This window comes from Paenibacillus agricola (assembly GCF_011440305.1).
In the GTDB taxonomy this organism is placed as follows: Bacteria; Bacillota; Bacilli; order Paenibacillales; family NBRC-103111; genus Paenibacillus_S; species Paenibacillus_S agricola.
On sequence record NZ_JAAOIW010000004.1, the window covers coordinates 583,296 to 596,811 of the forward strand.

Annotated in this window: 16 protein-coding genes; all 16 read right to left on the minus strand. The window is 47.3% G+C overall.

Annotated elements, in window-relative coordinates; genetic code table 11:
• Positions 1 to 14: 14 nt before the first annotated feature.
• The 16 genes from G9U52_RS14160 to spoVAC all read right to left on the minus strand — a co-directional run bounded on the left by G9U52_RS14160 (position 15) and on the right by spoVAC (position 13,507).
• A complete protein-coding gene (locus tag G9U52_RS14160) occupies positions 15 to 857 on the minus strand; it encodes a class I SAM-dependent DNA methyltransferase (protein WP_166150492.1) in 843 nt (280 codons plus the stop codon).
• Positions 847 to 1,776: a CvfB family protein gene (locus G9U52_RS14165; RefSeq protein ID WP_166150494.1), complete on the minus strand. Its 930-nt coding sequence runs from the start codon at positions 1,774 to 1,776 to the stop codon at positions 847 to 849. Before G9U52_RS14165 ends, G9U52_RS14160 begins: the two co-directional genes overlap by 11 nt.
• The gene (rsfS, locus tag G9U52_RS14170; RefSeq protein WP_166150498.1) at positions 1,773 to 2,120 is read right to left on the minus strand and encodes a ribosome silencing factor; all 348 of its coding nucleotides are present in this window, start codon (positions 2,118 to 2,120) and stop codon (positions 1,773 to 1,775) included. Before rsfS ends, G9U52_RS14165 begins: the two co-directional genes overlap by 4 nt.
• Positions 2,120 to 2,707 carry a bis(5'-nucleosyl)-tetraphosphatase (symmetrical) YqeK gene (yqeK, locus tag G9U52_RS14175; protein WP_166150499.1) on the minus strand — a complete coding sequence of 196 codons (588 nt, stop codon included), beginning with the start codon at positions 2,705 to 2,707 and terminating at the stop codon, positions 2,120 to 2,122. The genes rsfS and yqeK overlap by 1 nt, the downstream gene beginning before the upstream one ends.
• Complete coding sequence (locus G9U52_RS14180) at positions 2,685 to 3,284, minus strand: nicotinate-nucleotide adenylyltransferase (protein WP_166150500.1); 600 nt, start codon at positions 3,282 to 3,284, stop codon at positions 2,685 to 2,687. Before G9U52_RS14180 ends, yqeK begins: the two co-directional genes overlap by 23 nt.
• 30 nt (positions 3,285 to 3,314) lie before the next feature.
• Positions 3,315 to 3,605: a ribosome assembly RNA-binding protein YhbY gene (gene yhbY, locus G9U52_RS14185; protein WP_166150501.1), complete on the minus strand. Its 291-nt coding sequence runs from the start codon at positions 3,603 to 3,605 to the stop codon at positions 3,315 to 3,317.
• 79 nt (positions 3,606 to 3,684) lie between these two features.
• Positions 3,685 to 4,545 carry a shikimate dehydrogenase gene (locus tag G9U52_RS14190; protein ID WP_166150502.1) on the minus strand — a complete coding sequence of 287 codons (861 nt, stop codon included), beginning with the start codon at positions 4,543 to 4,545 and terminating at the stop codon, positions 3,685 to 3,687.
• 10 nt (positions 4,546 to 4,555) lie between these two features.
• Entirely contained in the window at positions 4,556 to 5,677 is a 1,122-nt protein-coding gene (yqeH, locus tag G9U52_RS14195) for a ribosome biogenesis GTPase YqeH (RefSeq protein WP_166150504.1), read from the minus strand.
• A gap of 7 nt (positions 5,678 to 5,684) precedes the next feature.
• Entirely contained in the window at positions 5,685 to 6,182 is a 498-nt protein-coding gene (locus G9U52_RS14200) for a YqeG family HAD IIIA-type phosphatase (RefSeq protein ID WP_166150506.1), read from the minus strand.
• A gap of 150 nt (positions 6,183 to 6,332) precedes the next feature.
• Positions 6,333 to 6,809, minus strand: a complete 477-nt coding sequence (gene fur / locus G9U52_RS14205) for a ferric iron uptake transcriptional regulator (RefSeq protein ID WP_207952952.1) — start codon at positions 6,807 to 6,809, stop codon at positions 6,333 to 6,335.
• A gap of 162 nt (positions 6,810 to 6,971) precedes the next feature.
• Complete coding sequence (locus G9U52_RS14210) at positions 6,972 to 9,218, minus strand: transglutaminase TgpA family protein (RefSeq protein ID WP_166150507.1); 2,247 nt, start codon at positions 9,216 to 9,218, stop codon at positions 6,972 to 6,974.
• Positions 9,215 to 10,459, minus strand: coding sequence for a DUF58 domain-containing protein (locus G9U52_RS14215; RefSeq protein WP_166150509.1), 1,245 nt, complete (start codon positions 10,457 to 10,459; stop codon positions 9,215 to 9,217). The genes G9U52_RS14210 and G9U52_RS14215 overlap by 4 nt, the downstream gene beginning before the upstream one ends.
• Before the next feature lie 5 nt (positions 10,460 to 10,464).
• Positions 10,465 to 11,424, minus strand: a complete 960-nt coding sequence (locus tag G9U52_RS14220; protein WP_166150511.1) for an AAA family ATPase — start codon at positions 11,422 to 11,424, stop codon at positions 10,465 to 10,467.
• Between the two features lie 229 nt (positions 11,425 to 11,653).
• On the minus strand, positions 11,654 to 12,004 hold the full coding sequence (gene spoVAE, locus G9U52_RS14225; protein WP_166150513.1) for a stage V sporulation protein AE: 351 nt from the start codon (positions 12,002 to 12,004) through the stop codon (positions 11,654 to 11,656).
• 12 nt (positions 12,005 to 12,016) lie between these two features.
• Entirely contained in the window at positions 12,017 to 13,030 is a 1,014-nt protein-coding gene (spoVAD, locus tag G9U52_RS14230; protein ID WP_166150515.1) for a stage V sporulation protein AD, read from the minus strand.
• Between the two features lie 3 nt (positions 13,031 to 13,033).
• Positions 13,034 to 13,507 carry a stage V sporulation protein AC gene (gene spoVAC / locus G9U52_RS14235; RefSeq protein WP_166150517.1) on the minus strand — a complete coding sequence of 158 codons (474 nt, stop codon included), beginning with the start codon at positions 13,505 to 13,507 and terminating at the stop codon, positions 13,034 to 13,036.
• Positions 13,508 to 13,516 lie beyond the last annotated feature (9 nt).

Consider the following 13,516-nt stretch of genomic DNA (forward strand, 5'->3'; position numbering starts at 1 on the left):
TAGAACCAACAACGCTACTTCCTCGCCACGAAAAACGCACGCTGTGTCGTTACTGTGATAGGCTGCCAGGTGAAATCGCCGTAACAGTCGACTGCGCTAAAACCTGCCTTATTCAAGGCAGTGTGTAGCCAGTCCAGGTCGTAAGCTCGCTGCACGTGGTATTCCTCTACCCGCCGAAACTGTTCGTTCCCCTCTTGTGCTGAAGATCCAGCGTTTGGAGCTCTATTGCCTTCCGTGTCCTCAGAACCTTCAGAGCTTTCAGAACTTGCAGGCACTTTCGCAAAAATCGTCAGTGCATGCTCTATCTCACAGCGCTCCTCATCCAATTCGCTCGTCCATATGTAGGCAATATCCTCTTCATTCAGGAAAAACGGCTGCTCATTTGCATACATTTCGAATTGATGCTCGGTGTGTACATCAAAGACGAAGAGACCGCCCGGCTTAAGGGCAGCAAATGCTTGTACAAAAGCTTCTTGTACATCCGTCTCCTCTAGCAAGTAGTTTATGCAATCGCATAGCGAGATAACAGCATCAACCGGGCGCAGCAGCGCCCAATCCCGCATGTCCTGTTGGAGCCAGGTAAGGCTCCCTTGACCAGGAAAAGGCTGGCTACGCTCGGCCTCTACCGCTTTATGCTGGGCTACCGACAGCATATCCTCGGATAAATCGATACCATAAACCTCAAACCCTTGCTGGGCCAACGGAATCGCTATGCTTCCGGTTCCACAGCCTAGATCGACAAGGGTCTGGGGCTGTTCATGCTTCTCCCAGCATAGGCGTAAAAACTCCAGCCATTGCGGATAAGGCATCTCTTCCATCAGCCGGTCATAGTGATAGGCAAACTGATTATATGCCACTTTCGCCCTCTGGTTTGCCCACGGATACGCCTTCGCCCTCTTCAGCCTGCGGCTTCAGGTGGGTTGTGCTTCCGTCTTGATAGACAAGGCCTTCACGCATCAGCTTGCCAATCGCCCGTTTAAAGGCAGACTTGCTGATTTGGAACCGTTCATTAATCGATTCCGCTGATGATGCATCTGAATAAGGCATCGAACCATTCTGGTCACGAAGGAAAGCTAAAATCATCTCTGAATCCTCATCGCGGCCGATCTCTTTTACAACCTTCATCGAACAGTTCACATTGCCGTCCTCACGGACAAAGCTGATCCGTACATCAAGCTGCTCGCCAAGGCGGAGATTTCTCGTCCGTTCTGTCGAATGGATCATACCGATAACGCCAAAGCCGACTACGCCACCATCACACACTACAAATGTGCCCATTTGCAGCGGCTTATACACCGTTGCGCGAACCCATGTATTTTTCCAGCTTGTTGGAGCATCAAAGCACTTAGGCTTTAATTCAGGCTCGCCTGCAACCCTTGCCAATAAACGGCCTTGGCGATCATGGGCCAGCACGACGTATACCTTATCGCCCACCTGGGGACGAAGCTCGCGAAGGTCCGGTTGCTCCCTGAAGGGCAACAACAGATTACGTCCTAAGCCCATTTCAAGAAAGCTGCCGAATCGCGGATGAATATCCACAACCTCCAGCAAGGCGATTTCACCTAATTCTATTAATGGTTTTTTCATTGTGCTTGCAAGCCGGTCCTGCGTATCGTAAAACATGAATACCTTTACCATATCACCCGGTTTAATCGACCCAACCACTTCGCTATAATGGAGCAGCACCTCTTCATTGCCGTCCGTGACAAAGTAGCCATGGGGGGCAACCTCTTTGGCTACTTTTAATTCATACGTGATGCCTGCTTCAAAGTTCATACTCGCTCAACCACTTTGGCATCAGACCAGAGACGTTCGATATTGTAATACTCCCTGTCCTCCCGGTGAAATACATGGACGATGACATCTCCTAAATCAACCAGCACCCAACGAGCCGTATCCATACCTTCCAATCCACGAACCCTAGCCCCATTTTGTTCGGCTACTTTCTTTATTTCAGTAGCAATAGCTTGGACCTGTGGTTCGGAATTCCCGTGGCAGATGACAAAATAGTCAGCAATCAACGATACTCCCTGCAGGTCTAAAGTGACCAGGTTCATTGCTTTTTTATCTTCCGCTGCGTCAACAATGACAGACATTAATTTATCCGGCGATATACTCATTACAATTCCTCCTTATTATGGGCTTGCTTCAAATCATCAATTAGGCTGTTTCTAGCCTCAATCGTCAGTGGATAAACCTTTTTACCTTTTTCAAGCAAAAACAGGATCGTCCCATCAAAAGCCACAAGCAGCGCTTTGTCTACACTGTGCTCGGCAAGCTCGCGAATACGCTCTACACCCGGAAAATCCCGCCCAGGCTCGATATAATCGGCCAGGCATACGATTTTTTCCAGTAGCGTCATCTGTTTGCGCCCGGTCGTATGGTAACGGATCGTATCCAATACCGCTTCATCGTTGACCTCATAGTCGCGTTTGGCAATAAAAGCGCCCGCATGGGCATGCCATATTTCTTTATCATACTCCAATAGATCAGCAGGTAACCCATTCTCGCGAATGACATCGCCTTGCTCCTTGACCGGCCAGTACTTGCACACATCATGTAAGACCGCAGCCAAATGGGCTTGGTCAGCATCACAGCCATAGACTCTTGCCAGCATCACAGCCGTTTCCATCACACCTAGGGTGTGCTCCCAGCGTTTAGCAGGCATTTGCTCTTTGACCGCATCAATCAGCTGCTTGCGGTTCATAGATTCCGTTCACCACCATATACTCATTTACGCGATCCGGCACCAGATAACGAACCGACTTGCCCTCGGCTAACCTTTTGCGTATTAAGCTGGAGGAGAGCTCGATCAAGGGCATTTGCACAGGAAGGACCGCCTTGCGGATCGCTTCCGGCAGTAGCTCCATATCCCAAATATAGCCGGGCCGCTGTAGGCCAATAAACGAAATTTTTTGTACCAATTCATCAATCTTGAACCATTTGGGTAAATATTGGACCATATCCGCTCCAATAATATATGCAAAATGATATGTTGGATATTGCAGTAACAGTTCATTGACGGTGTCGATGCTGTAGGAGACACCACCCTTTTTTAACTCCATATCAAAAGGGCGAAAATGTGAATGCTCCTCAACGGCGCGGCATACCATGGCCCAGCGCTGCTCAGGCGTTGCTTTGGGTGCTTCCACCTTATGAGGGGGTACATGGGTTGGCATAAACCAGACCTCATCCAGATTCGCTTGCTCGCATGCATGCTGTGCTGCCACTAAATGGCCGATATGCACAGGATCAAAAGTGCCGCCCATGATTCCAACCTTCATGCTCTCACCTCTTCTCGTTAGCGAGTCAACTTAAGGCAATACAATCGTTTTATGTTCGCGGGATTCCTTATACAGGATAATGATTTTGCCAATCACCTGGACAAGCTCGGCCTGGGCTTCTTCAGCCAATTGTGCGCCAACCTCATTGCGGTCCGCCCCGCTGTTATTCAGTACCGTGATCTTGATCAGCTCACGCACTTCTAGTGCTTCATTAATGTGAGTAATTAAATGTCCATTCACGCCACCCTTGCCTACTTGGAAAATAGGCTTAAGATGGTGGGCCATGGAACGTAAATATCGGGTTTGTTTACCTGTTAGCATAGTTATGGATAGCCTCTATTCTTAAATATTAGTAAATACGTTTGTTCAAAAGTATCGGGTTCATTCGTTTGTTCATCTACTATTCGTTAAACGAGTCCAGTACAGCTTGGCGCATAGCGGCGACTGGAGCTGGCTTGCCTGTCCAGTATTCAAAGGCATAAGCGCCTTGATAAATGAACATCCCCAGGCCGCTATGGATCTTGGCGCCGCGGGCTTCGGACTCGCGGAGAAACCTCGTAATCAGCGGATTATAGACGAGGTCACTGACAACTGTAGGGCTATTGATCAGCGCTGTATCCATCGGGACCGCATCCACATTCGGATACATGCCCACCGAGGTGTTATTGACGATCAACCCCACCTGGCCTGCGACTTCGCCAAGCTCATCCATGCCGATACCGCTTGTTCCCGTAAAAGAAGACATCGACTTGACCAGCTCATCTGCCTTCTCACGGGTACGGTTGGCCACATAAATATGTGCCGCACCCTCCTTGGCCAGAGCATAACCCACGCCACGAGCCGCACCACCCGCACCTACCATCAGCACCTTCATGCCTTTAAGGTTGATCCCGGTTTCTTCCTTCAACGACCGTACATAGCCGATCCCATCGGTATTGCGGCCTATTAACCGCCCATTATCATTAATAATCGTGTTGACCGCACCAATGATACGCGCGCCCTCATCGATTTCGTCCATGTAATCCATAACCTCTACCTTATGGGGAATCGTCACATTCACACCTCTGAATTGTAGAGCACGGACACCATGAATAGCATCCTTCAATTGGCCGGGTTGAATATGGAAAGCTGCATAGGCTGCATTGATCCCTGCTTCTGCAAACGCACGGTTAAGCATAACGGGTGATTTGGAATGGCGAATCGGATCTCCAAAAACGCCATATAAAATGGTATTGCTATCCAGGAAGTGCTTTTCTATCATCTTTTTGCTCCTAAATCATAGATTCGCGAACGGCTACCTTCACACCCTTGGGCACATGAATAGCCAGATCGGCACCGCTATCACTGTTTACCTTGACCCAGCCTAAGCCAGAGATCGAAACATCGTACATTTTGCCCTTCGGAATACGCACGGGATATTTGGTCAGCTTCGGCATTAGCTCTAAAGCTTCGAGCGTTGGAGGTGTCAGCATAACGCCCTTATGCTCGGCATAAAGATGATCCGCATTTTCCAGCTTCGTTCGGTGCGCAGGCAATGCATTGGACACATAAAACGTGAAGGACTGCCGCTCGCCCTGGATAAAATCAAATCTGGCAAACGACCCAAAAAACAAGGTTTGCTGGGCATTAAGCTGGAAAACACGAGGCTTAACCCCTTTATCCGGCATCAGCGTTACTAAATCCTGCTTGCTGACAAGCTCCGTCAGCCGATGAGGATACACAATGCCGGGTGTATCGATAATAAAGGTGCCATCATCCATCGGAATTTTTACCAGATCGAGCGTCGTACCTGGATATTGCGATGTGGTCAATTCCGCTTCAATGTCGCTATAGTCGCGAATCAAGCGGTTAATCAATGTGGATTTCCCTACATTGGTCGCTCCCACGACATAAATATCGCGTCCGCCACGATGCTCGTCAAGCGCCGCAAGTACACGGTCAAATCCCATATTTTGCTTAGCGGAGCACAGCACAACCTCGACTACTTTTAAACCAAACTCCTTCGCCTCTTTGCGCACCCAATTCACAATCCTATTGTAATTGGTTACCTTCGGCAGCAGATCGATCTTATTGACGACCAGCACAATCGGGTTATCGCCAACAAAACGTGGCAAGCCACTAATAAGGCTGCCCTCGAAATCGAAAATGTCAACAATGTTGACAACTAATGACTTGGTATAGCCTATATGGCTAAGCAACTTGATGAAATCATTATGGTCTAATGTGATACCGGAGGACTCGTTATAATTCTTCATGCGAAAACAGCGCTGGCAGATGATCGGTGAACGATCCAATGCTTGCGCTGGCACATAGCCTAGCTTCTCAGCATGCTCCGTCTGCAACTTAACACCACAGCCGGTACAAGCCTTTGTTTCAGAAATCGTTTCTGTCATGGTTTACCTACCTTTTCATCCAAGTTGTTGCTACTTTCTCAATAGAGCGATTCACAATCTTTGTAAAAATGCCTTCATCCTGTCTTGCGATCGGAAGCACCAGAACCGTATATAACCCCATCCGGTTGCCGCCCAGCACATCCGTCATCATTTGGTCGCCAATGACCATCGTCTGGTTCGGCAGCAGCTTCATCATGCCTAAAGCTTTATGAAATGCGGCGCTTGTCGGCTTTTTAGCGCGATAAATAAAAGGCAATAGCAGTGGCTCCGCGAATTTGGTTACCCGCAGCTTGTTATTATTAGACACAATTACAACCTGAAAGCCCATCTGCGCGACGACCTTCAACCACTCAATCAGCTCCGGCGTTGCTAATGGTGCCTTGGCTCCTACCAAGGTATTATCGAGGTCTGTAATGATGCCACGGATGCCCTTGCTCCATAAATCATTCAGATCAATATCATAGATCGTATTTACCTGTAATTGTGGAAGTAGCCTTTTCAACAAACAAATCACCCCAAAACGAGCATATGAACATACGTCAAACTATACCATAGCCTGTTAGTTGTAGCAAAATATTAATCCATAAACAAGGGAAAGCCTCCAAATCGGCCTCAAATAGACACGGCTTTGGAAGCTTATCCAGCTTTGGAGCCGTTACGCCAGCAGCTTATCTTCTTTTTTGCAATCTTTTCCATTGCAATTATTATAAACGCCCATAAAGTCGAGGCGATGGTCGCTTACTTTAAAGCCATATTCCTTCTGTACGCGAAGCTCGATCTCTTTAAGCCAATCATCCTTAATTTCTTTCACTTCTAAACAGATCTGGCAAATCATGTGATGGTGCATATGCTCATGCTCATCACTTCTTAGATCATAGCGTGATACACCGTCGCCAAAATTCATTTTTTCAACAATATGCAGGTCACACAAAAGCTCTAAAGTACGATATACCGTAGCAAGACCGATGTTTTCATTTTTCTCTTTCACAAGCATATATACTTTCTCCGCACTCAGGTGGTCTTCCTCATTTTCAAGCAAAATTCTTATCGTTGCTTCACGCTGATGCGTCATTTTATATTGGCTTCTGATCAGCTGCTGATTAATTTTCTCAAGCTCCTGTTGTATGTTCATGACGTCTCTACCTCCTTAGTTCGTCTACCTCCATATCTAAACTGAAGCTAGCTAACTTTCGAATCTTTTATCATTATAGCACACTCCCCCTGTTATCTTAAAACCATTTCAGTAACAAGAAAAGCCTGGCAGCTAGCTGCCAGGCTTTTCTTGACAAAACGGTTAAAATTGTGATCGAAGCTTTTCAACAATTTGTGTCGTACTCTGAAAATCGGTTTCGGTAATCTCGGCATTGCTGTATTTGGCCTTTTCGAAAATGGTTAATACCTGCTCCAAATCTGCTTTCATCCATTTGCTTTGCTTGATCCATCTGCTGGTTGCTTCACGTAAAGTTTCATGCTCATCTCGTGTATACCCATTACGTCGACAAATGCGCAACATACGTTCGCATTCCACTATCACCTTCTGCTTCAACAAAGAGGCTCTACGCCGCTCAACACGCTCACGGATCAAATCCATCACCTGCAGCTTCCAAAACAGAAAAACGATTAAAGCTGCAACCGATATTACGATCCCAGTAATCCCAGCTATATGGCCAGGACTCGTGAAGCTAGCTGTTTCCTCAACCGTAACCGGAGCATCCGGCAAGGTCGCAGGATCGATGACCGTTTCGACCGTTTGTGCTGCCTGCGGCAGTAAAAAACCTGAAGTTGGTTCGAAGGGTACCCAACCATAACCTGCGAAATACACTTCTACCCATGAATGGGCATCGGCATTACGCACGGTGTACACACCTGCAGCATCAGGATCTAAAAGCCCTTGCTCTTCCGACATCCCCAAATATTCTTCTGGCATTGCAGTAGCTCCCGATGCATAACCTTTCACCCAACGAGTAGGCAGTCCGGAGGATCGGGCCAATACGGCCATAGCCGAGGAGAAATAATCACAATAGCCTTCCTTGATTTCGAACAAAAACCGGTCTACAAAATCTCGGCTCCGTCCTTTAGTCAGATCCGGCTTGTTCGTATATGGATACGTTTGACGTAAATATTGCTCGATTTTTTTCGCTTTATCATAAGGATTGGATGTATCCTTCGTAATTTCTGCGGCTAATAACCGCACACGATTCGGCATATTTTCGGGAACTTGCAAGTATTCAGTGAGCTCTGCGCGGTTAGGCAGGTCATTAGGTGCTAAGCGCAATTCCTCTTCATTAATAATGGGCATTTGAGAAACTACCGTATAGGATTTGGGAAAGGCTTGCCGCTGTGACTCATTGAAACGAAGCTCAGATTGGGTCGGAGCCCAAAGCAAGGTTTCCAGGCCTGTTTTCACACCACTCATATCGACGACCTTTTGAATATTGAGCGCTCCGAATAACACCGGATAGGTTTCCTCGGACAAAATCGTGACGTTTTGCGTGATCTCAACTGTTTTTAATTTGCTTCCTGCTGCCTTGGGGTCGGTTGCAAGAATTGCATCGGCACGAACATTCGTCACTTGGGCACGTCGGTCACTATCCCCTAGCTCCCAGCCTTTACCGTTATAGAGCGCTCTTGTTTCCCCACGCCAATAACTCCGATGTGTCGTGTCAACAGTCATCACTGGTGTGAAGTCGAATTCGAAGCCACTGCCTAAAGCGGTATCGTTACGGCTATAGCCCGAGGAGGCATCTCCTGTAGTTATAGCTGTAGCGACTTCAACACCTTTGCCCGTAGTGAAATTGACAGGCTGACCCTGGTAATTGCGCCAGGCTGTATAAGGATCGGTCAATACCGGGCTTACCTCTGGCATAATCGAGCCAATCGATAACGTTAAACAGACCAATGAAATAACAGGAACCGCGATCGATGTGGGATAATCTGCAAGATAGCTCCATGCGGTCGGATCTTTACGGCGAAGCTGCTGGAAATGGCATAATATTAAGAGAAACAGCCCGCAGCCAAGAACCATCGCTACCTGCGGCCATAAATAAACGTTAGAGAACGAATCACGGATACACATTCCAAGCACACTAACAATCATAAGCAAATAAACGCGCCATTTCACTTCTACCCACCAAATCAATGCGAGATAAATGACCCACGCACTTAACGCAAACCATAGATAAGGGGTAAGCTGGTATAAATTCAGAAATAATTGCGATGAAAAATAGCTCGATAAGGTTACATTTTCTATGACCCCAGTGCTCTGCAGTACGCGGGAGCTAAGCGTGATGACAGCCATTAACTGCAAGAGCCCTCTTATGATCCAATGAAGCTTGGGAACATGCTCCAAAAGAAACGTAACCAGTAAAGTTAATTGGACGATCCGCACCGTTTCAGGAAGCCATAACCCATTTTCCTTGGTGATCCAAATTACAAATTGCAGTAAAAACAAACCAACCAATAATACGCTAAGGCGATGTGTCCAATCACTCAACAACAATCGCCGCCACAATGCTTTCTTTTCCACAACGATACCGCTCATCCGCTTCTCCCTCCTAGTACCACCGGAAGTTCTTGCAAGTTATGAATCGCATACCCCATTACGCCGATGGAATGCAGCCTCTTCAACCAAGCTTCCTTATCGTTAGCAATCGGATTAATCCATAAATGGCAAGGGTTTAGCTGTAACTGCTTCAGCCAATTAAAAATTTGCACAACCGGTTCGCCATATTGCGGTGTAATGATCGTAATAAAGCTGCCAGGCACAAGATTCTGCACTTTCTCTCTAAGCACCTGGCGCAAGCTATAGGTTCCGTCCGCTTCTACGTGAATAAAATGCTGCTGTACAGCTTTTTGCTGGTTTTGTCCGGGCTTAGGCTCAAAATACATATCATCAGCACCTGTTGAGACCAAGCCTAGGGCAAGGCTTCGCCCAGCTCCATATTGAAATAAGGAGGCTACAACGGAAACCGACAATTCAAAATCATCCGGGTTCTCGTAAGCTTTACGATTGCGGTCTAAGATCAAATAAGTTTTGGGCAAGGACTCCCGTTCAAATTCCTTCGATTTCCATGTGCCGGTTTTTGCTGTCGCGTTCCAATGGATACGTGAGAGGCGATCTCCGTATATGTACTCGCGCACACCATTAATTTGCGTGGTTTCCCGCACAGCGCGAGTCGTGGTCGAATGATGATTAGTCCCCTTCATCATTTGATGGTATTGCTGCCATTCACGGATTTGTATGGTTTGTGGTAGAACAACAATACTACTTGGCAGTCTCAATGTGCCTCGGTGCTCGAATAGTCCAAAAATATCCTCGGTCACACATTCAGTCGCACCAAATGTATAAGATCCTCTGCGTAAGGCAGGAGTTCGATATTCCCATTCTCCCCTGCGTCTCCAGTCAGGAACAATGGTCGATTCAAAGGCGAGCTCACTGCCATTTTTATGAGTTAAACGATCCTTAACGAAAATATACGGGATCGGCCAAAATCCTGGAATTTGTAATTGAATAGCTACAGAAAGCGAGCTTCCCGCTTCCAGCATGCCACTAGCCTCAGCATTCTGCAGAGCTCGCGCTCCTTGTGTTCGTTTGATGCCGCTCCATTGTCCAAGCAATAAGTAAACACTCAAAACCAATATAATCACAAAGAGCATCAGCGCAAGCTTGCCGCCTTGGAACAATAAAAAACCAAGGCTACCCAGCAAGCTAAGCAGTACTGCCCAAAATTGTCTGCTCATATTTGGAATTTCCGTAAGCTTCTGAACGATGGCTTCTCTCATCCGGCTCACTTCTCCATTCGTACGGGTACTCTCACCTGTTGAAACACCGACTGCAATACGGATTGCACCGTAGCACCATCCATTCGGGCTTCAGCATTCAGAATGAGGCGATGCCCCAGCACATATGGAGCGAGGAACTTAATGTCATCCGGGATTACATAATCCCGTTCATGAAGCAATGCATAGGCTTTAGACGCCTGAACCAATGCCAAAGTAGCCCGCGGGCTTGCACCAAGAAATAATGAGGCGTGCTCGCGTGTTTGCCTCGTGATAGACACGAGGTAGCTTGCAACCGCATCATCGAGATGAACGCGTTTGGTGCGTTGCTGGATCGCTAAAATTTGTGAGATATCCGCTACTGGCTCTAAATTATCCAACGGATGGACAACGCTTTGCGAGATAATCATTTTGGTTTCTGTGGCTTCATCGGGATACCCCAAGCTAAACTTCATCATAAACCGGTCCAGCTGTGCTTCTGGGAGCATATAAGTGCCTTCAAAATCAATCGGGTTTTGTGTAGCCAGCATCATAAACGGCTGTGGGAGCTCGTGCGTTTCTCCGTCAACGGTAATATGTCTTTCTTCCATGGCCTCTAATAAAGCAGATTGGGTTTTGGTGGTTGCCCGGTTGATTTCATCCGCTAATAAAATGTGGGTCATAATGGGGCCTGGACGAAAAATGAATACTTCATCCTTGGGGTGGTATATGGAAACGCCTGTAATATCGGTGGGAAGTAAATCAGGATTACATTGGATACGGCGAAACTGCCCGTGGATGGATTTGGCTAAAGATTTAATAAGAACGGTTTTACCAGTACCAGGTACGTCTTCCAATAATACGTGGCCACCTGCTAACATGGCAGTTAAAAGCAACTTAATTTCATCTGTTTTGCCAAGGATGCAAGACTCCAAATTCGCTTGAATGCGCTTTAGCATCCCGATATCTTCACTAACGATAGCCTCCATATTCCTGCTCCTCCTTGGATTGTATGAGATAGTTGGGCTAAGTAATTCTGACTCTATTTTACAGGAATAAAAAAAAGTAGTATACGTGCAAATGCGCTAAATTTGTTTGTAAAATTACACATTTTAAGCCATTGCAAAGCAAAAAAACCCAAGGGGCAAGCCCCTTGAGCAATCAGTCCCTATAAAGTATACGCTCTAAACCGACAAACGGTTGCATTTATTTTTTTAATTAACCACGGGGCCGACAAACCAGTGCGGCTAGGAAGGAAAAAATAATCGCCGAGGAAATACCTGCGCTTGTGACATTAAAAATGCCCGTTATAATACCAATGGGGCCATCCTCCCTCAACTCCTGCAACGCCCCGTGGACAAGCGCATTACCAAAGCTGGTAATCGGCACGGTAGCACCCGCTCCGGCAAAGCGGATGATCGGATCATACCAGCCAATCCCATCCAACACCGCACCGCTCACCACCAAGGTGCTCATTGTATGTGCAGGTGTCAGCTTACCCACATCCATCAGAATTTGCCCGATTACGCAGATGCCGCCGCCAACAATAAAAGCCCAAACAAATTTCATGGCAGTTTCCATCTAATTCACCCCGCTTTCAATAGCTACTGCATGTGCAATACAGGGGATACTTTCCCCTTGCTGAAAGGACAGCGGCGATAACAAAGCGCCTGTTGCGATAACCAATACCTTGCTATATTCGCCTTTGATGATTTTTTTGAGAATATGCCCATAGGTGACTGTAGCCGAGCAGCCACAGCCACTGCCCCCTGACATAACGGGCTGCTTCTCACGATCATAAATCATCAAGCCGCAATCCCGATAAATCGTCTGCTCGATCGGTACCTTATGCTTGGCCAGCAACTCATTCGCAATGTCATAGCCAACCTCTGCCAGATCTCCTGTTACGATCAGGTCATAATAGCCGGGCTCACGGTCGAAGTCCCTAAAATGTGCTTGCATCGTGTCCACTGCTGCCGGAGCCATCGCTGCCCCCATATTAAACGGATCCTTAATGCCCATATCGATCACACGCCCAATGGTCGCACCTGTGACGACTGGTCCCTTGCCGCTATTCGATACAACGGCTGCTCCTGCACCCGTTACGGTATATTGTGCAGTCGGCGGCTTCTGGGAGCCATATTCCGTCGGATAACGGAATTGCTTCTCCGACGTGCAGTTATGGCTGGATGTGCCAGCCATTGCGTAGTGGGCATAGCCGGCATCGATCATCATAGAAGCGATTGCCAGCCCCTCCATCGAGGTCGAGCATGCCCCAAAAATGCCAATATAAGGTATGGCCAGCGTGCGCGCGGCAAAGGTGCTCGTAATAATTTGGTTCATCAGATCGCCGCCAATAAAAAACTGCACCTGCTCCTTCGTCAAACCAGCATTTTCTATAGCCAGCTTGCAGGCTTCATTCAAAAGCACTAATTCCGCTTGCTCCCAGCTATCCTGCCCCAAGATCTTATCGCCATGAATAATATCAAAATCATCAGCGAGCGGTCCAGAGCCCTCCTCAGGACCTACAACCGTAGAAGTCCCTATAATGACGGGACGATTGTCAAATTTCCAGCTTTGGTGCCCCTGAAGCATGCTTCATCCTCCTATCCCTAAAATCCAATGGACCAATCCCACTACAAAAGCGGCAGTAATCCCGAATACTATTACAGATCCTGCTAATTTAAACATATTACCGCCAACACCTAATACCATCCCTTCGCTCTTATGCTCAAGCGCCGCTGAACACATCGAATTGGCAAATCCCGTAACCGGAACGGCCGAACCTGCACCAGCCCACTGTGCTATCTTGTCATATACACCAAAGCAAGTAAGAATGACTGATAATAAGACAAGCACAGCTACGGTCGGATTACCTGCCTTCTCCGCTGTAAAACCGAACCCATGAACGAACATTTCCGTTAATGCTTGCCCGATTATACAAACAAAGCCCCCTACTAGAAATGCCCGTATACAATTTTTTAAGACTGGACGTGCAGGCTCGTTTCTTTTGGCAAGATCCTGATACTCCTTCTGCGTCGAGGTCATCTTTTGTTTCGTTTTTGAGGACATGTACAATTC